We start from the raw sequence: 21,709 nt of genomic DNA, 5'->3' as shown, positions 1-21,709 counted from the left end.
GCTCCTCAAAAGCGCCCTTGCGGGCTTTTTCGCGACCACTGCGGGCGAACCCGCAACCTGCAACCAGGCCGCGCCCCAGGAATGCCAGCTCAATTGCCTCAGAGCACCGGCGCCGTCACCAGCCCGGTTTCCCGCTCCAATTGAGCTGCCACTTTCGGCTCGAACCCCTTGAGGTGGCGAATGATCTTCACCGCCTCATCGGGCTCCTGCCGGTCGATATGAACCCGGGCCAGCTGGTACCAGCCGTACGGGCTCATCGGTTGCAATCTGGTGTTTTGTTTCAAGGCGGCGACGGCTTCATCGAGGCGCTGCAGCCGGATCAGAACCAGGCCAAGGCCATACCACGCACGATCGAGCTCGGGCCGCAGCTGGGTGGCGCGGCGGAGTGCTTCGAGCGCACGCTCGTACTCCCCAAGCTCTTCGAGCACGAAGCCGAGATTGAACCAGTGGCGGCCTTCGCCTGGGTCCAGCCCCACAAGCTGCTCCAAGCTCTCCATCGCCGACCTGCGGTCGCCGTCCTGCGCCTGCATGTGCGCGAGGCTGGCCAGTGCGTACGGGTCCGCCGGGAACTCGACCATCATCGTGCGGAACACGCGCGCTGCAGCGGTGCGCTGGCCAACAACCAGGAGCGCCATCGCCCTCCACTTCGAACCCCGGTAACGCAGCGCGCGCATCATTTGCACAGTTCCACACCGATCCGCACGCAGATGCTGATCTTGGTGAAGGTGGCCGCGATCCAGACGAAGGAAAGCAGCAGGAAGGCGACGATCGGGACGTGGCGGTCGATCACGGCCCTGGGAGTGATGAGACGCGCTGTGGAGACGAAGGGCCGCGTCATGATCTGCAGCAACTGGTAGAACAGGTTCTGCTCGCGCCTGGCGCCCACCAGCAACCCCAGTACGCCCTGCCCGACCAAAGCCAGCAATGCAATCTCCGAAAGGAGCTTGATGACGCTCACGAAAGTTAGCAAACTGTCCCCCGCGTTGTCTGTGTCCTTCATGGTTCGAACCCGGGCTTACTCGACCCTTACAAAGCTCGCGAGCTTGGATGTAAACCCCCTCAGGGATTACCCGGCAAATCGCCAACGGCCGGGCAAGCCGGGTGTAGCCTCGCGTTGCAAGCTAAACGGATTGAGGTGAAACACCCACTAGCCTTGGCATCCACGAAAACTTACACTGAACTGACAAAAGCAAATGGGAGTGTGCGTGATCCAAAAGAACGTCGTCTATCACAAGTCGGCCAAGGGCATTGAAGCCATCGCCACCCGCCAGCACGGCCTCGGGCCCAAGCTGCGCTCCCTGCTGATCCTGGTCGACGGCAAGAAGACCTTCGACGATCTGGCGCAACTGTCGCAGATGCTGGGCGACACGAACGAGCTGCTGACCCAGCTGTCGGACCAGGGCTTCATCGAGCCCGGCGCGGCGGCCCCTGCTCATCACGTACCGGCTCGGGCTTCCGCGCCCGCCCCGCTCAGTCCGGCCTCCGGCCCTGGGGCGCTTGCGCCCGCCATGACACTGGCCGAAGCGCAGCGCTTCGCCAGCCGGCGTTTGACGGACTTGGTGGGGCCGAACGCCCAAGAGCTGTGCCTTCGGATCGAAGCCGCGCGTAACCTCCGTGATTTTCAGGTGGCGGTTTCGCGGGCCGAGGGGATGCTGCGGCAGGTCCACAGCGCCCACACAGCGGACGAGTTCGCCGCGGCAGTCCATTCCCACATGCCCGCGTCCTGAGCGCGCGAGCCACTCAGTCGGCGCGCAAGGTCATCAGGCTCACGACCAGCGCCACGGCGAAGCCAACCGCCACGCCGAAGACGCCAGCGGACACCGGCACGATATCGAACCACAGCTGGGGTCCGGGCGCCAGCTTGAACAGCGTGCGCACCGCCGCGGCGTTGGAGAGCATGTAGTACACGGTGACGCCCAGGCCGGCCAGCATGCCGGCAACGGCGCCTGCCCGGGTTGCGCCCTTCCAGAATATTCCCAGCACCATGGCCGGCACGAAGGCCGACGCCGCCAGCGAGAACGACGCCGACACCAGCGGCAGGATGTCGGCTGGCTTGAGCGATGCCACCATCGCCGCGACCAGCGCCACCGCCAGCAGCGCGAACTTGGACAGGATCACGCGCTGCTCGGGTGTCACGTGATGGCCGATCTCCTGCGCATAGACGTCCCGCACCATCGCGTTGCTGATCGTGAGCAGCAGGCCGTCGGCCGTCGACAAGGCGGCCGCGAGCCCGCCGGCGGCCACCAGGCCCGAGACGACATAGGGCATGCCGCCGATCTCGGGCGTGGCCAGCATGATGATGTCGGCTCCCAGCCTGATCTCGCCGAACTGCACGATCCCGTCGCCGTTGACGTCCCTCACGGAGATGAGCGACGGATCGACCTTGCCCCATTGCAGGATCCATGACGGAAGCGCGTCGAAAGGGCTGCCCACCAGCGTCTGCATGACCTCGAACTTGACGAGCATCGCGAGGGCCGGCACGCTCAGGTACAGCAAGGCGATGAAGAACAGCGCCCAGCCGACGGAGGAGCGCGCCTCCCTCACGCTAGGCGTGGTGTAAAAGCGGGTCAGCAGGTGCGGCAGGCCCGCCGTGCCCACCATCAGGCAGAACACCAGCGCCAGGAAGTTGCGCCGCGACACGTCGAAGGCTTCCTGCTGCGCAGGCGTGCCTTCGGGATCGCCCGCGAAAGGCTGCGCGTGGGGAGGCAACCCGCCCAGAGGCCGTGAGCGTTCGAGGCTCTCGTGCATCGCGCGTGTCCACAATTCGCGTGCACCGGCCTCATCTCGCGGCAGCGCCGCCAGCTCGCGGTTGGCGGCCACTATGAGGGCCGAATCGGCGTTCTGCGTCTTCAGCTGGCGAATCCGCTGCTGCGCCGCGGCACGTTCGCGCCGGACGGATTCTTCGATGTTGTTCAGGCGGGCTTCGTATTCGGCGGCGCGCCGCTTGTACTCGGCCTGCACCTGCTTTTCCGCCGGCGATTCGATCAACTCCTTCTCGATCTCGGTGATTTTCTGCAACTGCGTGCCGTACACCAGCGGTGCCAACGGGTTGCCCAGCTGCTTGAACGCCAGCCATGACACCGGGATCAGGAACGCGAGCAGCAGGATGATGTACTGCGCGACCTGCGTCCAGGTAATGGCGCGCATGCCGCCCAGGAACGAGCAGAGCAGCACGCCGCCCAGCCCTAGCAGGATGCCGAGCTCGAACTGCACGCCGGTCAGGCGCGAGGCGATCAGGCCGATGCCGTAGATCTGCGCCACCACATAGGTGAAGGAACACAGCATCGCCGAGAACGCCGCGATCAGCCGGGGCCAGCGGCCGCCGTAGCGGTGCGCGAAGTAGTCCGGCACGGTGTAAAGCCCGAGCTGGCGCAGGTAGGGTGCCACCAGCAGCGCCACCAGGCAGAAACCGCCGGTCCACCCCAGCACGTAGGCCAGCCCGCCGGGCTGGCTGCCCGAGCCCGAGAACCCCTGCAGGTAGAGGCCACCCGCCAGGCTGATGAATGAGGCGGCGCTCATCCAGTCCGCCGCCGTGGCCATGCCGTTGTAGAACGGTGGGATGCGCCGCCCGGCGACGTAGTACTCCTCGGCGTCCGTGGTGCGGCCATAGATGCCGATCGCCGCGTAGATCATCACCGTCGAGAACAGGAAGATCGGGCCGAGCCATTGGCGCGACAGGCCGCTGCGCTCGGCCCAGGCCATGACGGCCAGCGCGGCGCACAGGCCCAGCACATAGTACGTCAGGATGCGCGCGAGCCGCCGCTTGTACGCGGCATAGTCACGGTCTTCGGCCATGCGGTTGTTGTCTCAAAGAGCCCCTCGGTGCGCGCATCATCGCACCGGGGGTGCCCGGCGGCCCACAGGGTATCTGCTGAACCGGCCCGTCAGCCCTTAGCCGTCGACGGGCCGCCCCTAGACGGCTGCGCCCCCTGAGGGGGCAGGGCGCAGCCCGTGGGGGCTCCTACTTAGCCAGCTGCTGCCAGGTGGCGATCACGCTGTCCGGGTTGAGCGAGATCGAGGTGATGCCTTCGTCGGCCAGCCACTGGGCGAAGTCAGGGTGGTCGCTGGGGCCCTGGCCGCAGATGCCGACGTACTTGCCCTGGTCCTTGCACGCCTTGATCGCGCGGCTCAGCAGGGCCTTCACGGCCGGATCGCGCTCGTCGAAATCGGCCGCCAGCAGTTCGAGGCCCGAGTCGCGATCCAGGCCCAGCGTCAGCTGGGTCAGGTCGTTCGAGCCGATGGAGAAGCCGTCGAAGAACTTCAGGAACTCGTCGGCCAGGATGGCGTTGCTGGGCACCTCACACATCATGATGATGCGCAGTTCCTTGCCGGGCGCGCCCTCCCCGCGCTTGAGTCCCTGGGCCGCGAGCAGTTGCGTCACGCGGTCGGCCTGGCCGAGCGTGCGCACAAAAGGCACCATCACCTCGACGTTGGTCAGGCCCATGTCGTCACGCACGCGCTTCAGCGCTTCGCACTCCATCGCGAACGCTTCGCGGAAGTCTTCGCTGATGTAGCGCGCCGCGCCGCGGAAACCCAGCATCGGGTTTTCTTCTTCGGGCTCGTAGCGCGAACCGCCGATCAGCTTGCGGTACTCGTTCGACTTGAAGTCCGACAGGCGCACGATCACGGGCTTGGGCCAGAAGGCTGCCGCGATCGTGGCGATGCCTTCCGCCACCTTGTCGACATAGAAGGCGCGCGGCGAGGCATGCCCGCGCGCAACGGACTCCACCGCCTTCTTCAGGTCGGCATCGACGTTCGGATAGTCGAGGATGGCCTTGGGATGGACGCCGATGTTGTTGTTGATGATGAATTCCAGCCGGGCCAGGCCCACGCCGTCATTGGGAAGCTGCGCGAAGTCGAAGGCCAGCTGCGGGTTGCCCACGTTCATGGTCATCTTGACCTTGATCTGGGGCATGACGCCGCGCTTGACTTCACTGACCTCGGTTTCCAGCAGGCCGTCGTAGATGAAGCCGGTGTCGCCCTCGGCGCAGCTCACCGTGACCAGGGTGCCTTCCTTGAGCAGGTCGGTCGCGTCGCCGCAGCCGACCACCGCCGGGATGCCCAGCTCGCGCGCGATGATGGCGGCGTGACACGTACGGCCGCCGCGGTTGGTGACGATCGCGGCGGCGCGCTTCATCACCGGCTCCCAGTTCGGGTCGGTCATATCGGTCACCAGCACGTCGCCGGCCTGCACCTTGTCCATCTCGCTGATGCTGTGCACCAGACGCACCGGGCCGGTGCCGATCTTCTGGCCGATGGCGCGGCCTTCGGCCAGCACGGTGCCCTTGCCCTTCAGCTTGTAGCGCAGTTCGGCTTTGCCCTGCTGCTGGCTCTTCACGGTTTCGGGGCGCGCCTGCAGGATGTAGAGCAGGCCGTCGTTGCCGTCCTTGCCCCACTCGATGTCCATCGGCCGGCCGTAGTGCTTCTCGATCACCAGCGCGTACTGCGCGAGCAGTTCGACGTCGGCATCGGTCAGCGAGTAGCGGTTGCGCTGCTCCAGGGGCACGTCGGTGGTCTTGACCAGCTTGCCCGAGGCGGCTTTTTCTTCGGCGCTCGCGAACACCATCTGGACCAGCTTGGAGCCGAGATTGCGGCGGATCACGGCGCGCTTGCCGGCTTCGAGCATCGGCTTGTGCACGTAGAACTCGTCGGGGTTCACCGCGCCCTGCACCACCGTTTCACCCAGGCCATAGCTGGAGGTGATGAACACCACGTCCTCGAAGCCCGATTCGGTGTCGATCGTGAACATGACCCCGGCCGCGCCCAGGTCGCTGCGGACCATGCGCTGCACACCGGCCGAAAGCGCAACGTCGGCGTGCGCAAAGCCCTTGTGCACGCGGTAGCTGATGGCGCGGTCGTTGTAGAGGGAGGCAAACACCTCCTTCATCTTGTGCAGCACCGTGTCGATGCCGACGACGTTGAGGAAGGTTTCCTGCTGCCCGGCGAAGGAAGCGTCCGGCAGGTCTTCGGCGGTGGCCGACGAACGCACGGCGAAGCTGGCCTTGTCGTTGCCCGCGCACAGCGTGACAAACGCCTCGCGGATTGCCTGTTCCAGGTTGGCCGGAAACGGCTGCGCCTCGACCCAGCCGCGAATCTCGGCGCCCGCTGCGGCGAGTGCACGCACGTCTTCCGTGTCGAGCTCGGTCAGCTTGGCGTTGATGCGAGCGGCCAGCCCGTCGTGGGCCAGGAACTCGCGGAATGCGTGGGCGGTGGTCGCGAAACCCGTGGGCACGCGCACGCCTTGCGGCCCATGCGGAAGACTGGAGATCATTTCGCCGAGCGAGGCGTTCTTACCGCCTACCGCCTCGACATCGGTCATTCTCAGGTTTTCAAACGGTACGACCAGGGCGGTCGCGCTGAAAAGTGCAGACATGGGAAAACTCCAGAAGTTGAAACCGGGTCTGCGCTCCTGAGGAGCGGCACGGCATGCGGGGCCAGAAGGCTTTGTGCTTGTTGGAATGGGCCGGGGCGGTGCATGCGGTGAGGGAATTGGATAATTGGCGTGATTGTAGGCGGGGCCGGCCGGTATGGGCCTTGCAGCAATCTGAAAGCACTACAGGACGCCCGCATGCACACCCGCACAGTTTTCTTCATCTCCGACGGCACCGGCATCACCGCCGAGACCTTCGGCAACGCCATCCTCGCCCAGTTCGAGTTCAAGCCGCGCCACGTGCGCATGCCGTTCATCGACAGTGTCGACAAGGCCCACCAAGTGGTACGGCAGGTCAACCACACGGCCGAGATCGAGGGCCGCAAGCCCATCATCTTCACCACACTGGTCAATGTGGAAATCCTTCGCGTGATCGAAGAAGGCTGCAAAGGCATGTTCCTGGACATGTTCGGCACCTTCGTGCGGCCGCTGGAGATCGAGCTGGGCATGAAGTCTTCGCACCGCATCGGCCGGTTTTCGGACGTGAGCAAGAGCAAGGAATACCACGACCGGATCGAAGCCATCAACTTCAGCCTGGCGCACGACGACGGGCAATCGAACCGGGATTTGGAGCAGGCCGACGTGATCCTGGTGGGCGTGAGCCGCAGCGGCAAGACGCCGACGTCGCTTTACCTGGCCATGCAATACGGTCTGAAGGCAGCGAACTATCCGCTGATTCCGGAAGATTTCGATCGCCAGCAGTTGCCCACCGCGCTGGTGGCGCACCACAAGAAGATCTTCGGGCTGTCGATCCAGCCTGAGCGCCTGGCCGAGATCCGCAATGAGCGGCGCCCCAATTCCAAATACGCGGCGCTGGACAACTGCCGCATGGAAGTGGCGGAAGCCGAGGCGATGATGCGGCGGGCCGGCATTCGCTGGCTCAGCACGACGACCAAGTCGATCGAAGAGATCGCCACGACGATCCTGCAGGAAATCCGGCCCGAGCGGCTGGAGTACTGAAACCTTCACCCTCGTTCACGCCAAACGCCCTGCGACACGCCGTCGGTGGGTCGCTGCAATGCCGATCAATAGCCATACCCAATGACTTGAATAACGTCAATTCATTGGATCAATCGCACTGGCACAGGCAAACTCCCTCTGTCCAACGACACTTTTCAACAATTCAAGAGGAAAACTACTCATGTCCCTGATCAACACTCAGATCCAGCCGTTCAAGACCCAAGCCTTCCACAACGGCAAGTTCATTACCGTGAGCGACGAAAAGCTCAAGGGCAAATGGTCTGTGCTGATCTTCATGCCGGCTGCTTTCACCTTCAACTGCCCCACCGAAGTCGAAGACGCGGCGGACAACTACGCCGAGTTCCAGAAAATGGGCGCCGAGGTCTACATCGTCACCACCGACACGCACTTCTCGCACAAGGTCTGGCATGAAACCTCACCGGCCGTCGGCAAGGCCAGATTTCCCCTGGTGGGCGACCCGACCCACGTGCTGACCAACGCCTTTGGCGTGCACATTCCGGAGGAAGGCCTGGCCCTGCGCGGCACCTTCATCATCAACCCGGAAGGCTTGATCAAGACGGCCGAGATCCACTCCAACGAGATCGCCCGCGACGTGAAGGAAACGCTGCGCAAGCTGAAGGCTGCCCAGTACACCGCCGCCCACCCTGGTGAAGTCTGCCCCGCGAAGTGGAACGAAGGCGCCAAGACCATCGCTCCCTCGCTGGACCTGGTCGGCAAGATCTAACCCACCCCCGAAGCAGCTCACTGCGTGAGCTGCCTCCCCCTCAAGGGGGCGACACCAGCGGCCCGGCGAAGCCGGTTCCGCGGTGTCTCCCGAATTGGAACCGTGCACCCGGAGGAACCGCCATGCTCGACACCAACCTCAAAGCCCAGCTGAGCGCCTACCTGGAACGCATCTCGCAGCCGGTGGAGATTGTCGCTTCACTGGACGACAGCGCCGCCTCGGCCGAGATGTCCGCCCTGCTCAAGGACATCGCCGAAGCCTCACCATTGATGAAAGTCAGCGAGACGCGCGGCGGCCCGCACCGTACGCCTTCGTTCTCGATCAACCGCCCCGGTGAAAACCACGGCCCGCGCTTTGCCGGCCTGCCGATGGGCCATGAATTCACATCCCTCGTGCTGGCCCTGCTGCAGATCGGTGGCTACCCGCCCAAGGTGGATGAAGCAGTTCTCGAGCAGATCCGTTCGCTGGATGGCGAATTCGAGTTCGAGGTCTACGTTTCGCTGACCTGCCACAACTGTCCCGACGTCGTGCAAGCCCTGAACCTGATGGCGATCCAGAACCCGCGCATCAAGACCACCATGGTTGAAGGCGGCATCTTCCAGGACGAGATCCAGGAACGCCAGATCATGGGCGTGCCCACCGTGTTCCTGAACGGCGCCATGTTCGGCAACGGACGGATGAGCCTGGAGGAGATCCTGGCCAAGATCGACACCGGCGGCACTGAGCGCGAAGCCAAGAAGATTTCCGCCAAGGACCCGTTCGACGTGCTCATCGTCGGCGGAGGGCCGGCCGGCGCGGCAGCAGCCGTGTACGCGGCCCGCAAGGGCATCCGCACCGGCGTGGCCTCGGAGCGGTTCGGCGGACAGGTGCTGGACACGCTGGGTATCGAGAACTTCGTGTCAGTCAAGGAAACTGAAGGCCCCAAGTTCGCCCTGGCGCTGGAGGAACACGTTCGCACCTACGACGTGGACATCATGAATCTGCAGCGTGCGAAGTCATTGGCGCCGGTTGACGGGCTGATCGAAGTGCAGCTGGAAAGCGGCGCTTCGCTGAAGTCGCGCAGCGTGATCGTGACCACTGGCGCGCGCTGGCGCAACATCAACGTGCCGGGCGAAAAGGAATACCGGAACAAGGGCGTCGCTTATTGCCCGCACTGTGACGGGCCGCTTTTCAAGGGCAAGCGGGTGGCGGTGATCGGCGGCGGCAACTCCGGCGTTGAAGCAGCGATCGATCTCGCCGGCATCGTGGCGCACGTGACGCTGGTGGAGTTCGACACCAAGCTGCGCGCCGACGCGGTGCTGCAGCGCAAGCTGGCCAGCCTGCCGAACGTGACGACGCTGCTCAACGCCCAAACCACTGAGGTCACCGGCGACGGCCAGCGGGTGAACGGCCTAGCCTACAAGGACCGCGCCACGGGCGAGTCCGCGAACGTGGAACTGGAGGGCGTGTTCGTGCAGATCGGCCTGGTGCCCAACACCGAGTGGCTCAAGGGCACGGTCGAGCTGTCCAGGCACGGCGAGATCATCGTCGATGCCAAAGGGCAGACCTCGCTTCCGGGCGTGTTCGCGGCCGGCGACGTCACCACGGTGCCGTTCAAGCAGATCATCATCGCCGCGGGCGACGGCGCGAAGGCGGCGCTGGGAGCTTTTGACCACCTGATGCGCAACTGATTTGGTGGACAATCCCGCGAGAACAACTCGCGGGAGCTTCCCCCATGCAAGGCGATCCTCAAGTCATCCAGCACCTGCAAGCGCAGCTACGCAACGAACTGACAGCGGTCAACCAGTATTTCCTGCACTACCGCATCCTCAAGCACTGGGGCTTCGACAAGCTGGCGAAGAAGGAATACGAAGAGTCGATCGGCGAGATGAAGCACGCCGATCGATTGATGGAGCGCATCCTCATGCTCGACGGCTTGCCCAACCTGCAGGACCTGGGCAAACTCCTCGTCGGCGAGGACGTGCCCGAGATTCTCGACTGCGACCTGCAAAGCGAGCGCGGCGCGCAAGCCGCCGTCAAGCTGGGCATCGCCCACTGCGAGAGCGTTCGCGATTACGTTTCGCGCGAAATCCTCGAGGACATCCTCAAGGACACCGAGGAACACATCGACTTCCTGGAAACGCAGCTCGACGTGTTGGCGAAAGTGGGCCTTCAGAACTACCTGCAGTCGCAACTGGATCGCGCCAGTTAGGCCTTTCTACCCTCTTAGGTAATTCGCCTAATGCCCGTCTCCGCGGGCCGTGGTGTCATGGCGCTTCCCTTGCAAGGAGCGTGAATGGACCAGGCGCCGGACGTGGCTGCGATGGAGCGGGAGCTCGCCCAGGCCCGCGAAGCGCTGGCCGCGCTGCGGCAGTCGCAGGCGTTGCTGCTGTCCACGCTGGACGCCGCCGGTGACGGCATCCTGACGCTCCAGTATTCGGACGACGCGTTCTTCTACAACATCCGGTTCGTCGAGCTCTGGGGCATCCCCGAGGACAAGCTCAGCGACATGGACACGCAGGCGCTGCTCGACTTCCAGCTGACGAAGGTGAAAGACCCGCAGGCCTGGCTGGATCATGTGCAGCATCGCCGCGCCAACCCGGAAGACGAAGACCATTGCGTGGTCGAACTGAAGGACGGCCGCGCGCTGGAGCGCCACGTGCTGCCGCAGCGCATCGGCGGTCGCTGCGTGGGCAGCGTGATCATCTTTCGCGACATCACCGAGCCCCGGCGCCAGCAGGAGGAACTGCGGCGCGCGCGAGACATCGCCGAGGAAGCCACGCGGATGAAGTCGGACTTCCTGGCCAACATGAGCCACGAGATCCGCACGCCCATGAACGCCATCATCGGCCTGTCGCACCTGGCGCTCAAGACCGGTCTCACGCCGCGGCAGCGCGACTACATCGAGAAAGTGCAGGCTTCGGGGCAGCACCTGCTGGGCATCATCAACGACATCCTGGACTTCTCCAAGGTCGAGGCCGGCAAGCTGGACCTGGAGCACGAGGACTTCGAGCTGGAAAAGCTGCTGGACCACACCGCCAGCCTGGTGAGCGAGAAATGCCATGCCAAAGGGCTGGAGGTCGTCATCGACGTGGCGCCCGACGTGCCGCCGCGGCTGGTGGGCGACTCGCTGCGGCTCGGGCAAATCCTGCTGAACTACGCGAACAACGCCGTCAAGTTCACGCACAAGGGCGAGGTCCTGATCTCCGTGCGCGCGAGTGAACGCACGGGCCACGGCGTCATGCTGCACTTCCGCGTGTGCGACACCGGCATCGGCCTCACCGCGGAGCAGCAAGCCCGCCTGTTCCAGAGCTTCACGCAGGGCGACGCTTCCACCACGCGCAAATTCGGCGGCACCGGCCTGGGCCTGGCGATCTGCAAGCGCCTGGCCGGCTTGATGCACGGCGAGGTGGGCGTCGAAAGCGAATACGGCAAAGGCAGCACGTTCTGGTTCTCCGCAAGGCTGGGCATCGGCCGCGCGAACGAGCGCGGGCAGCTTCCCGCCGTCGACCTGCGCGGCCGCCGTGCGCTGGTGGTGGACGACAACGAGCATGCCCGGGCCGCCATCGCGGCGATGCTGCACGCGATGACGTTCACCACCGCGGAATGCGGTGACGGCGCGCAGGCGGTCGAGGCGGTGCGGCGAGCGGCGGAAGAAGGCCATCCCTACGACATCGTCTACATGGACTGGCGCATGCCCGGCATGGACGGTGTGGAGGCGGCGCGGCGCATTCGCGCGCTGGGCCTCGCGTCTGCGCCCCTGCTGCTGATGGTGACGGCCTACGGCCGTGAGGAGACGCAGAAGGAGGCGGCGCACAGCGGCTTCGCCAGCGTGCTGGTCAAGCCGGTCAGCCCTTCGCTGCTGTTCGACGCAACCGTGAATGCCTTGGGCGCGGCCCGGCAGCCGACGCCCCGGCCCAAGATCAGCGCGGACGATGCCGCGGCCGGAATGGAGGCGGTGCGTGACGCGCGCGTGCTGCTGGTCGAGGACAACGACCTCAACCAGCAGGTGGCGCGCGAGCTGCTGCGGGACGCCGGCCTGCAGGTCGATGTGGCCGAGAACGGAGAGATCGCGCTGCAGATGCTCAGCCATGCCGCCTACGACCTGGTCTTCATGGACATGCAGATGCCGGTGATGGATGGCCTCGAAGCCACGCGCGCCCTGCGGCGGATCGAACGCTTCGCGGCCCTGCCCGTGGTGGCGATGACCGCCAACGCCATGGAACACGACCGGCAGAACTGCCTGGAGTCGGGCATGAACGACTTCCTGGTCAAGCCCATCGACCCACAGGAGCTGCTGTCTGTCGTGACGCGATGGATACCCGCACGCGCCGTAGCACCTCCACCAGCGGCCCGGCAGCCCGGCTTCGACCTGCCGGTGGGCATCGCCGGGCTGGACACGGCGCAGGGCCTGGCCAACATGGCCGGCAAGGAGGGCCTGTACATGGCGATCCTGCGGCGCTACGTCGACGGGCAGCGCACGGTGGGCCAGCAGATCCGGCGCGCGCTGGGCCGGGGCGACCGCGCGACCGCGCATCGCCTCGCGCACACGCTCAAGGGCGTGTCGGCCAACGTGGGCGCGACCCGCATCCAGGAACAGGCGCTTGCCCTGGAACGCGCGATCCGAGACGGCGAGCCGCTGGAGAATCTACAGATGCGGCTGGTCGAACTGGAATTGCCGCTGGACGGCCTGCTGTACTCGCTCGACGGGCAGTTGGGCCGCTCCGACGGGCCGCCTCCGGGCTATCGCGACGTCGCCATGATGTCCTGATTTCTTCAATGCAAATGCGATTGATTCGCATTTGATATAGAATCCCGGCTGAACCTTTCCGGCCAGCCAAACTCCGGCGCCCTTCAGCGCGCCCCCAGCCAGCCTCTTCGTCAACCCATGGCCCGCTTTCATGCGGGCCTACGTTTGGAGGCCATCTTGGCGCACCCCCTTGTCCGTTCCCGTTCCGAACCCGCCCTCTTGCCGCTGGGCGCCCTCATGCTGGCCGCGTCGGTCGGCAGTTGGGCCCAGACTGCGCCTGAGGGCAAGACCCTCGCGCCCATCACCGTCAAGGAGAGGGCCGAAGCGCCCGAAGGCAAGGAAGCCCTGCGCGCCACGACCACCACCATCGGCAAGGGCAAGCAGGAACTGCGCGACATCCCGCAGTCGATCACCGTCGTCACCGAAAAGCTGATCGACGACCGCAACCTCGACACCGTGAAGGACGTGCTGCGCCAGACCTCGGGCGTGACCTTCCAGGCGGCCGAGGGCGGCGAGGAGGACATCCGCCTGCGCGGCTTCTCGCTGGCCGGCACGGGCGACATCTTCCTGGACGGCATGCGCGACCCGGCCTTCTACGACCGCGACACCTTCAACAACGACCGCATCGAAGTGTTGCGCGGCTCGGCCTCCATGCTGTTCGGCCGCGGCTCCACCGGCGGCGCCGTCAACCAGGTGAGCAAGGTGCCGCGCCTGATCACCGAGCATGAAGTCACCACGACGGTGGGCAGCCACAGCTACGGCCGCGTCACCGGCGACTTCAACTTCAAGACGGGCGAGAACGCGGCGCTGCGCCTGAATGCGATGAAGACACGCGCCGACAACAACGGCGCCGGCAGCAGCATCGACAAGCAAGGCCTGGCCGGCACCTTCCGCTGGGGCATAGGCACGGGCGACGAGTTCATGGCCAGCCTGTACTGGCTGGACAACAACAACGGCATGAACTACGGCCTGCCCTGGATCAAGCCGCGCGCCACCGACACTTCGGCCGGCAACACGATCATCGGCAGCCTGGACCCGACCGCGTATTTCGGCATGGCCAGCGACTACAACGCCGGCACGGCCAAGGTCGCCACCTTCAGCCACCTGCACCGCTTCGGCGACGGCAGTGAACTGAAAACCCAGGTGCGCAAAGGCGCCTTCACGCGTGACCAGCGGGCCGGTACGGTGCGCTTCGCCAGCGCCGCCACGACCGACCTATCCAACTTCGGCCCCAATACCGTCTTCACGCGCGGCACACAGCTGAAAATCCAGGACGTGGACACCCTGCACGCGCAGAGCGACCTGAGCGCCAAGTTCAACGCATTGGGCTACAGGCACGAGTTGCAGACCGGGGTGGACTTCGCCCGCGAAGAGAAGACCGTGTACGGCGCGCGCACGGCCGCGCAAGGCGGCGTCACTCTCGTAAAGCCCACCACGCTGGCGGGCACGCCCGACGACGGCGCCTCCATCAACGAAGGCCTGCGCGTGCTGCGGCCCACAAGCGACTTCACGGCCAAGTCCTGGGGCGTGTACGCCCAGGACCTGGTGCAGATCGCGCCGGCCTGGAAGCTGCTGGCCGGCCTGCGCTACGACAGCCTGGACGGCAGCTTCAACAACTACGCCATCCCCGCCGCCGCACCCGGCCCCGTAACCACCACCAGCTTCGGCCAGAAGATTTCCGAGTGGAGCAAGCGTATCGGCGTGCTGTACCAGCCCGACGCGCTGCATTCGTACCACTTCTCCTACGGCACTTCGTTCAACACCTCGGGCGACACGTACTCGTACAACGCGCTGTCAGCCAATACGCCGCCGGAGCAGAGCCAGAACATCGAACTCGGCGCCAAGCTCGACTCGGCCGACAAGAACTGGTCCACCCGCTTCGCCATCTTCCATTCCACCAAGAAGAACGAGCGCAATACCGACCCCGACACCGCCGCTACGCGCCTGCTGCTTTCGGGCAAGCGGCACTCGGCCGGTTTCGAGGCGGACATCAGCGGCCGGCTGACGCCGAAGTGGGAGGTCTACGGCTCCTACACCTGGATGCCGGTGGCCAAGGTCGACGTGGCCGCCTCCACCGCCACCACCGTGGGCAACCGCGTGGGCGATCGCCCGGGCCTGTCGCCCAAGCACAGCGGCACCGTGTGGACCACCTACCAGGTGACGCCGCAGTGGCGCGTGGGCGGCGGCCTGAACTTCCGCGGCGCCCAGTCCCCGGCCGACGTCACGGCGCCCGCCTGGGAGGCACCCGCCTTCGTCACGGCCGACCTGATGGCCGAGTACACGATCAACCAGCAGTTCGCCGTCAAGGCCAACCTGAGCAACCTGACGGACAAGCTCTACGCCGAGTCGCTGTACCGGGGCCACTACATCCCCGGGGCCGGCCGCATGCTGCAAGTCGCGCTGTCCGCCAAGTTCTAGACTTCCCTTCCAAGCAAAGCCGCCGCCATGCTTCTCATTCTTCCGAACCTGCTGGACAACAGCGAACTCTCGCAGGCCCGCGCCCTGCTGGCCACGGCCCCCTGGGCCGACGGCCGCATTGGCGCCGGCTCGCAGGCCGTGCAGGCCAAGAACAATGAGCAGCTGCCGCCCGCCTGCGAGGAGGCGCGCGCCATCGGCGCGCTCGTCTTGCGCGCGCTGGACCGGTCCCCGCAATTCCTTGCTGCGGCCCTGCCGCGCAAGGTCTTTCCGCCGCGCATCAACCGCTATGGCGGCGGCACCAACTACTACGGCAAACACGTCGATGGCGCCATCCGTTTCGCCGAGGGCGGCCTGCGCGTGCGAACGGACATTTCCTGCACTGTGTTCCTGTCCGACCCGGACGACTACGACGGCGGCGAACTGACCGTCTACGAATCCGGCAGCGCGCGCCAGATCAAGCTGCCGGCCGGGCACGCGGTGCTGTACTCAGCGAGCCACGTCCACGAAGTCACGCCGGTCACACGCGGCGCGCGCCTGGCAGCCTTCTTCTGGATCGAGAGCATGGTGCGCGACGACGCCCAGCGGCGCCTCCTGCACGAATTCGACATGGCCCTCACCTCGCTGCGCGAAACCGCGGGCGAGAGCGAGGCCACGGTCACCTTGGTGGGCACGTACCACAACCTGCTGCGCATGTGGGCTGACGCCTGAACGCCTGTTGCTGAGCTGGAATCCCACCCCGAATATCCCCAGGATTCGTCAAGTGATTGCAAATGAGACCGATTCGCATTTACACTTCGATTGTCCCTTCATCAACCGCCAGCCAACCCGCTCCCTGCCATGATCGTCTGTGTCTGCCGCCGAGTTTCCGACCGCGAAATCGCCCGCCATGCGCGTGCCGGCATGAGCTTCGACGACATCCAGTTCGAGCTGGGCGTGGCCACCCAGTGCGGGCAGTGCGAAGACTGCGCCCGCGATGTGGTGGACCAGTGCAGCCGAACCTCCCCGGTCGCTGCCATCCAGCTCGCCTCCCGCATCCAGGAGAGCGCAGCATGGAATTCGTCCCAACCCTTGGCGCAAGCCTGATCCTCGTCGTGGCTTCCTCCTGGTGGGTGTTGCGTGGTTGACTCTTCCACTTCGGTTCCGCACCCTGCCGTGCCCCGCCTCTCCCGCAACTACGTCATTGCCGGCAGCGTCGTGCTGTTTCATGCAGCAGCTCTGTGGGCGCTGCAATCCGGGTTGGTGCGGCGCACGGTGGAGCTGGTCGTGCCCGTCGAGATGCTGAGCGAGCTGATCTCGCCTCCGGCTCCGCAGGTCCAGTCGCCTCCGGCGCCGCAACCGCCGGCACCGGTCAAGCAGCCCACCCCCCAGAAATTGCAGCGCGCGACCGCGCCGGCACCGCAGCCCGTCGCCATTGCCGAAACAGCGCCCGCTCCGGCACCCGATGCCCCCACCGGCGTCGTCTCGCCGCAGCCCCCCGCTCCGCCGATGGCAGTCGCTGCTGCCGGGCCGCCTGCACCGCCCGCCCCGCCGAAGATCGAACTGCCGTCCAGCAGCGCGGACTACCTGCAGAACCCCAAGCCGGTCTACCCCCCGCTGTCCAAACGCCTCGGTGAGCAGGGCAAGGTCATGGTGCGCGTGCTCATCGCCGCCGACGGCACCGTCCAGTCCGCCACGCTGGCGCAATCCAGCGGCTACACCCGGCTCGACGAGTCGGCGCTGGCTGCGGTGCTGAAGTGGCGCTTCGTCCCCGGCAAGCGCGGCGGCGTCGCCGAAGCGATGTGGCACCAGATTCCCGTCAATTTCGTCCTGGAGTAAGCAAGAACATGAACAACTCATTCGGCCTCGTCAACCTCTGGAACCAAGGCGATTTCATCACCCGCGCCGTGGCCGTCCTGCTACTGGGGATGTCCCTGGCTTCCTGGATGGTCATCATCGTCAAGGCTCTCGACCTGCGCAAATACGCCGTGCAGTCGCGCCGTATCGAAAGCTTCTGGCACGCGGCCGATTTCGCCGACGGCCTGAGCAAGCTGGGCACCGATCCTGCCAACCCGATCCGCGCGCTCGCGCTCGAAGGCCGCGAAGCGGCGGCGCACCACAACGCCCAACCGCAGTTGCATGACTCGCTGGGCGCCAGCGAATGGCTCACGCGCTCGCTGCGCAACTCGATCGATGAATCGACTTCGCGCCTGCAAGCCGGCCTGGCCGTGCTGGCCTCGGTCGGGTCCACCGCCCCCTTCGTCGGCCTGTTCGGCACCGTATGGGGCATCTATCACGCGCTGATCGCGATCAGCGCGGCGGGCCAGGCCACGATCGACAAGGTGGCGGGGCCCATCGGTGAATCGCTGGTCATGACGGCACTGGGCCTGGCGGTGGCGATCCCGGCCGTGCTGGGCTACAACGCCCTGGTGCGCGGCAACAAGTCCGTGCTGCACAAGCTGAACCGCTTCGCCTACGACCTCCACTCGTACTTCGTCACCGGCGCGCGCGTGTCTGCCCGCGGCCAAGCCAACGTTGTGGCGATGAAGAAAGGCGCCTAAAGCATGTTGACCCCTACGTTTGCGGCTGCGCCGCTGCACTGCCCCTCGAGGGGGCCCAGGTCTCCTTCGGGCGGCCGGGCGGAGATCTGATATGGCCTTCGGAACCCAAGACGATACCGACGACGTGATGAACGAGATCAACATGACGCCGCTGGTGGACGTCATGCTGGTGCTGCTGATCATCTTCATCATCACCGTGCCGGTCATGAAGCACGCGGTCAACATCGACCTGCCGCGCGCCAGCAACCAGGCGCAGGACGCCAAACCCGAGACCGTGCGGCTGTCGGTGGACGCCGACGGCCAGTACTTCTGGAACGACAGCCGGATAGTCGACGCCGACCTGGAGCGCATGCTCAAGGTGGAAGCCGCGCGCCAGCCCCAGCCTGAACTGCACATCCGCGGCGACCGCGCAGTGCGCTATGAACGCGTGGCACAGGCGATGGCCGCTGCCCAGCAATCGGGTCTGCGCAAGATCGGCTTCATCACCGAGCCCAAGCCGCAATGAACCCGGACCGGCCCCGCGTGGCGCCGCCGCCGGCATTCGTGCCGCGTGAGCCGGCTCGCCCGCAACCGGTGCTCGAAAGCAGCGATTTGCTGCGGGGGGCGCGCCTGGTGGAAATTCGCCACAACGGCGAGGTCTACCGCCTGCAGGCCACGCGCCTGGGCAAGCTGATCCTTACGAAGTAACTGGCTAGAGGCCGATGGCCGCGATGCCTGCGCGCGCCACCTGCGCGTCTTCGGTCGATTTCACGCCGCTCACGCCCACCGCGCCCAGGCATTGGCCGTCCTTGAGGATGGGCACGCCGCCTTCGAGCAGGCCTTTCAGGTCAGGCGCGCTCAGGAACGAAACGCGGCCGCCGTTGATCATGTCTTCATAGACCTTGCTTTCGCGCCGTCCCAGCGCGGCCGTATTGGCCTTGGCGGGTGCGATGTGGGCCGAGATCGGCGCGGCACCGTCAAGCCGCTGAAGCCAGAGCAGGTGCCCGCCATCGTCGACGATGGCGATGCTGACCGCCCAGTTGTTCTTCAGGGCTTCGGCTTCGGCTGCCGCAGCGATGGCCTTGATGTCGGCTGCTTCGAGGAGAGATTTTGTTTTCATGGCGTTTTACAGGGGATGGCGGAAAAACCGGAAACGCCAAGCATAGCTGCTGCGTGATTGGGCAGAATCGCGTATGAGTGGTTTTGAAACCTTGAACCAACCTAGAATGCGCCCATCTAACTGCCAGAACGGCAAAAGGAGAGTTGGCTATGAATGAGCGGGTCCAAACGATTGACTATGGCTACGCAGAGTCGGCGCAGCAGCGCAACCGCGTACTGCGCAACACCTACTGGCTCCTGGCCCTGAGCCTGATTCCCACGGTGCTGGGCGCCTGGCTGGGCGTTGCGACCGGCATGGTGCGCGGCCTGTCCGGTGGCCTCGGCCTGGTCGTTTTCCTCGGCGGCGCCTTCGCCTTCATGTACGCCATCGAGAAGACCAAGAATTCCGCGGCCGGCGTGCCGGTCTTGCTGGCATTCACCTTCTTCATGGGCCTGATGCTGTCGCGGCTGATCGCGATGGTCCTGGGCTTCAAGAACGGCCCGGAACTGATCATGACGGCCTTCGGCGGCACGGCGGGCGTGTTCTTCGTCATGGCCAGCCTGTCCAGCGTGATCAAGCGCGACCTGTCCGGCATGGGCAAGTGGCTGTTCGTGGGCGCTTTGGCGATCCTGGTCGGCGGCATCATCAACGTCTTCGTCGGCTCGACCGTCGGCATGATGGTGATCAGCGTGATGGCCATCGGCATCTTCAGCGCCTACATGCTGTATGACCTGAAGCAGATCATCGACGGCGGCGAAACCAACTACATCAGCGCAACGCTGGCGCTGTACCTGGACGTGTTCAACGTGTTCCAGAGCCTGTTGGCCCTGTTGGCCCTGTTGGGCCTCGCGGGCGGCGAACGCGACTGAACCGCTGCGTTCGGTGGACGAAACAAGGGGCCCTTCGGGCCCTTTTTTCATTGCGGATGGCGCCCGCGACCCCTCGGTTGACGCCTTCGGCCCCTGGCAGGTGATCCGCATCTGCCTAAGCTGCCAGACAGGAGGTGCACATGAAACACGACAACGCATTGCAGGGCCGCACGGTCCTGGTCACAGGCGGTTCCCGCGGCATCGGACTGGCCGTTGCCCGGGCCGCGCTGGCGCGCGGGGCGCGGGTGGTCCTGGCCGCCCGCGGCCCGACCCAGCTGGCCAGTGCCCGGGACGGCCTGGCTGACATCGGCGGCGAGGTGCTGCTGCAGCAACTCGACGTGACCGACGACGCCAGCGTGCAAACCGGCGTCGAACAGATCCTCGCAAGGACCGGCAGCATCGACGATCTGATCCACTGCGCCGGCGGCGCGAGCCAGGGACTGGTGCGCGAGCAGTCCGGCGCGGCACTGCGCGCGGAGTGGGAGCTCAATTACGTGGGCATGGTGCGCATGGTGCAGGCGGTGCTGCCGCACATGCAGCGCCGGGGAAGAGGCAGCATCGTCACCGTCGGCTCGGTGATCGGCTTCGTCGGCTACCCCAGCATGGCGAACTACTGCGCCGCCAAGGCGGCGGTGGCGCGCTTCACCGAGGCGTTCGAGTTCGAGGCCCGCAGCAATGGGGTGCACGTCATGCAATTCGTGCCTGGGCACACCCGCACGGCGGCCATCGAGTCGCTGCGGCTGGAAGGCCCTCCGGTGGCGGACCCGGGGGAGGTGGGCCACTTCCTCATCGATGCGTTGTGCCGGCGCAAGCGCTTCACCGTCCATGGCGCCGGCAACCGCGCCATGCTCCTGCTGGCGCGCGTGTGGCCCTGGTACGCCCGCTACATCCTGCGCTTCATGGCCTCGCGCTCACTGCCGGCGGGCACCTTCGGCACGCCACGCCGCTGGCGATTGCCCCGTCCAGCGCCGGAACGCGCGGAAGAATGAGCGCGTATCGGCAAACCCCAGGAGGTAGCACACCTCGGCGAGCGGCACGCCGGCACCCACCTGCTGCAGCGCAACCCGCCGGCGCACATCCTCGGCCAGCGCCCTGAGCGTCAGCCCTTCCTCGGCCAGGCGGCGTTGCAGGGTGCGCGCGCTGATGCACATGCGACCGGCAAGGGCTTCGATGCCGGGCACACCCTGGCTGAGGCTTCCCAGGAGCGCCTGCTCCAGTTCGCGCCGCAAGGTGAGCACCGGCGCGGGGGTGCGGCCAGCGAGCCAGCGGTCGAAGAACGCGGCCATCGCGACGTCGGCCTGCGGCATCGGATGCTCGAGCACGCAGGCATCCAGCCGGCAGGCATCCTCGGCGGCGCCGAACCCGGGCTCGCATCCGAACATGCGGGCGTATTGCGCGCGCGGCGCCCGGGGCATGTGGCGAAACGCCAGCGAACGCGGCACCACCGGCACGCCCAACAGGCGCGACGCCAGGCCTGTCACGTTGTAGGCGTACATCTCGCTCACCATCGCGTGCGCCGGATGCTCCGGCCCGAGCAGGCGCCAGCTGACGCGCATGCCATCTGGCTCGGGCGTCAGCACCATCTGTTCGCTTTGGGTCAGGAAGCCCAGATAGCGCGCCACCCGCGCCAGCGCCTCGGCATAGGAGGCGCTTGTCACCGCGGCAAAGCCCACCGCCCCGATGTCGGCGGGCTGGGCCGTCTCCAGGTAGTGGATGCCGAACCACGGGTCGTCGAGTGCCTGCGCCGCCGCGGCGATGAGGTTGTAGTAGCAGCGCGTGGGCAACCGCTCGTCCGGATCCTCCAGCGACCCGGCGCCCGGTCCCATCGCCCGCAGCAAGGCGGCGCGCTCGGCGCCGCGGGCACAGGCATGCGCCATCAACCGCTGGGCGCCCAGCGCCAGGCCGGTGGGTTCCGGTCGTGCGCGCGCGCTGTGCGGCCCCAT

21 protein-coding genes are annotated in these 21,709 nt (G+C 66.0%); 15 read left to right on the top strand and 6 right to left on the bottom strand.

Annotated elements, in window-relative coordinates:
- Positions 1 to 98: 98 nt before the first annotated feature.
- Together EEB15_RS26315 and EEB15_RS26310 are read right to left on the bottom strand one after the other, a co-directional pair.
- On the bottom strand, positions 99 to 677 hold the full coding sequence (locus EEB15_RS26315) for a tetratricopeptide repeat protein (protein WP_233259627.1): 579 nt from the start codon (positions 675 to 677) through the stop codon (positions 99 to 101).
- Positions 674 to 1,000, bottom strand: a complete 327-nt coding sequence (locus EEB15_RS26310) for a hypothetical protein (protein ID WP_141512926.1) — start codon at positions 998 to 1,000, stop codon at positions 674 to 676. The genes EEB15_RS26315 and EEB15_RS26310 overlap by 4 nt, the downstream gene beginning before the upstream one ends.
- 205 nt (positions 1,001 to 1,205) lie before the next feature.
- Between EEB15_RS26310 and EEB15_RS26305 the strand changes: the two genes are divergently transcribed.
- Positions 1,206 to 1,727, top strand: a complete 522-nt coding sequence (locus EEB15_RS26305) for a hypothetical protein (protein WP_141512925.1) — start codon at positions 1,206 to 1,208, stop codon at positions 1,725 to 1,727.
- 13 nt (positions 1,728 to 1,740) lie between these two features.
- Here the strand turns inward: EEB15_RS26305 and EEB15_RS26300 are convergent, their stop codons facing one another.
- The gene (locus EEB15_RS26300; RefSeq protein ID WP_141512924.1) at positions 1,741 to 3,795 is read right to left on the bottom strand and encodes a VC_2705 family sodium/solute symporter; all 2,055 of its coding nucleotides are present in this window, start codon (positions 3,793 to 3,795) and stop codon (positions 1,741 to 1,743) included.
- A 166-nt stretch (positions 3,796 to 3,961) separates the two neighbouring features.
- Complete coding sequence (gene ppsA, locus EEB15_RS26295; protein ID WP_141512923.1) at positions 3,962 to 6,373, bottom strand: phosphoenolpyruvate synthase; 2,412 nt, start codon at positions 6,371 to 6,373, stop codon at positions 3,962 to 3,964.
- Between the two features lie 195 nt (positions 6,374 to 6,568).
- On the opposite strand from ppsA, the gene EEB15_RS26290 reads away from it, so the two are divergent.
- The 12 genes from EEB15_RS26290 (at position 6,569) to hemP (ending at position 18,506) form a co-directional block, all read left to right on the top strand.
- Positions 6,569 to 7,390, top strand: coding sequence for a pyruvate, water dikinase regulatory protein (locus EEB15_RS26290; RefSeq protein ID WP_141512922.1), 822 nt, complete (start codon positions 6,569 to 6,571; stop codon positions 7,388 to 7,390).
- A 181-nt stretch (positions 7,391 to 7,571) separates the two neighbouring features.
- The gene (gene ahpC / locus EEB15_RS26285; protein WP_141512921.1) at positions 7,572 to 8,135 is read left to right on the top strand and encodes an alkyl hydroperoxide reductase subunit C; all 564 of its coding nucleotides are present in this window, start codon (positions 7,572 to 7,574) and stop codon (positions 8,133 to 8,135) included.
- A 122-nt stretch (positions 8,136 to 8,257) separates the two neighbouring features.
- Positions 8,258 to 9,805 (top strand): alkyl hydroperoxide reductase subunit F, encoded by a 1,548-nt coding sequence (gene ahpF, locus EEB15_RS26280; protein ID WP_141512920.1) that lies wholly within the window; start codon positions 8,258 to 8,260, stop codon positions 9,803 to 9,805.
- Between the two features lie 44 nt (positions 9,806 to 9,849).
- Complete coding sequence (bfr, locus tag EEB15_RS26275; RefSeq protein ID WP_141512919.1) at positions 9,850 to 10,326, top strand: bacterioferritin; 477 nt, start codon at positions 9,850 to 9,852, stop codon at positions 10,324 to 10,326.
- 84 nt (positions 10,327 to 10,410) lie between these two features.
- Positions 10,411 to 12,885, top strand: a complete 2,475-nt coding sequence (locus EEB15_RS26270; RefSeq protein ID WP_141512918.1) for a PAS domain-containing hybrid sensor histidine kinase/response regulator — start codon at positions 10,411 to 10,413, stop codon at positions 12,883 to 12,885.
- A 216-nt stretch (positions 12,886 to 13,101) separates the two neighbouring features.
- On the top strand, positions 13,102 to 15,282 hold the full coding sequence (locus tag EEB15_RS26265; RefSeq protein ID WP_141512943.1) for a TonB-dependent siderophore receptor: 2,181 nt from the start codon (positions 13,102 to 13,104) through the stop codon (positions 15,280 to 15,282).
- A gap of 27 nt (positions 15,283 to 15,309) precedes the next feature.
- Positions 15,310 to 15,990, top strand: coding sequence for a Fe2+-dependent dioxygenase (locus EEB15_RS26260; RefSeq protein WP_141512917.1), 681 nt, complete (start codon positions 15,310 to 15,312; stop codon positions 15,988 to 15,990).
- A gap of 129 nt (positions 15,991 to 16,119) precedes the next feature.
- The gene (locus EEB15_RS26255; RefSeq protein ID WP_141512916.1) at positions 16,120 to 16,365 is read left to right on the top strand and encodes a bacterioferritin-associated ferredoxin; all 246 of its coding nucleotides are present in this window, start codon (positions 16,120 to 16,122) and stop codon (positions 16,363 to 16,365) included.
- Positions 16,366 to 16,434: 69 nt separating this feature from the next.
- Positions 16,435 to 17,097 (top strand): energy transducer TonB, encoded by a 663-nt coding sequence (locus EEB15_RS26250; protein WP_141512915.1) that lies wholly within the window; start codon positions 16,435 to 16,437, stop codon positions 17,095 to 17,097.
- Positions 17,098 to 17,105: 8 nt separating this feature from the next.
- On the top strand, positions 17,106 to 17,819 hold the full coding sequence (locus tag EEB15_RS26245) for a MotA/TolQ/ExbB proton channel family protein (protein ID WP_141512914.1): 714 nt from the start codon (positions 17,106 to 17,108) through the stop codon (positions 17,817 to 17,819).
- A 91-nt stretch (positions 17,820 to 17,910) separates the two neighbouring features.
- Entirely contained in the window at positions 17,911 to 18,324 is a 414-nt protein-coding gene (locus EEB15_RS26240; RefSeq protein ID WP_141512913.1) for a biopolymer transporter ExbD, read from the top strand.
- Positions 18,321 to 18,506 (top strand): hemin uptake protein HemP, encoded by a 186-nt coding sequence (gene hemP / locus EEB15_RS26235; protein WP_141512912.1) that lies wholly within the window; start codon positions 18,321 to 18,323, stop codon positions 18,504 to 18,506. Before EEB15_RS26240 ends, hemP begins: the two co-directional genes overlap by 4 nt.
- Positions 18,507 to 18,510: 4 nt before the next feature.
- Here the strand turns inward: hemP and EEB15_RS26230 are convergent, their stop codons facing one another.
- Positions 18,511 to 18,918, bottom strand: a complete 408-nt coding sequence (locus EEB15_RS26230; RefSeq protein ID WP_141512911.1) for a heme-binding protein — start codon at positions 18,916 to 18,918, stop codon at positions 18,511 to 18,513.
- A gap of 149 nt (positions 18,919 to 19,067) precedes the next feature.
- Between EEB15_RS26230 and EEB15_RS26225 the strand changes: the two genes are divergently transcribed.
- Positions 19,068 to 19,766, top strand: coding sequence for a Bax inhibitor-1/YccA family protein (locus EEB15_RS26225; RefSeq protein ID WP_141512910.1), 699 nt, complete (start codon positions 19,068 to 19,070; stop codon positions 19,764 to 19,766).
- A 140-nt stretch (positions 19,767 to 19,906) separates the two neighbouring features.
- Positions 19,907 to 20,755, top strand: a complete 849-nt coding sequence (locus tag EEB15_RS26220) for an SDR family oxidoreductase (protein WP_141512909.1) — start codon at positions 19,907 to 19,909, stop codon at positions 20,753 to 20,755.
- On the opposite strand, the gene EEB15_RS26215 is transcribed toward EEB15_RS26220, so the two are convergent.
- Complete coding sequence (locus tag EEB15_RS26215) at positions 20,678 to 21,709, bottom strand: AraC family transcriptional regulator (protein ID WP_141512908.1); 1,032 nt, start codon at positions 21,707 to 21,709, stop codon at positions 20,678 to 20,680. The two genes, EEB15_RS26220 and EEB15_RS26215, sit on opposite strands and share 78 nt — an antisense overlap.

The sequence above is a fragment of the Ramlibacter sp. WS9 genome (assembly GCF_003797765.1).
Classification (GTDB): Bacteria; Pseudomonadota; Gammaproteobacteria; order Burkholderiales; family Burkholderiaceae_C; genus Ramlibacter.
The sequence above is the reverse complement of the archived record's forward strand: the minus strand, read 5'-3'. Positions and strand labels throughout refer to the sequence as shown.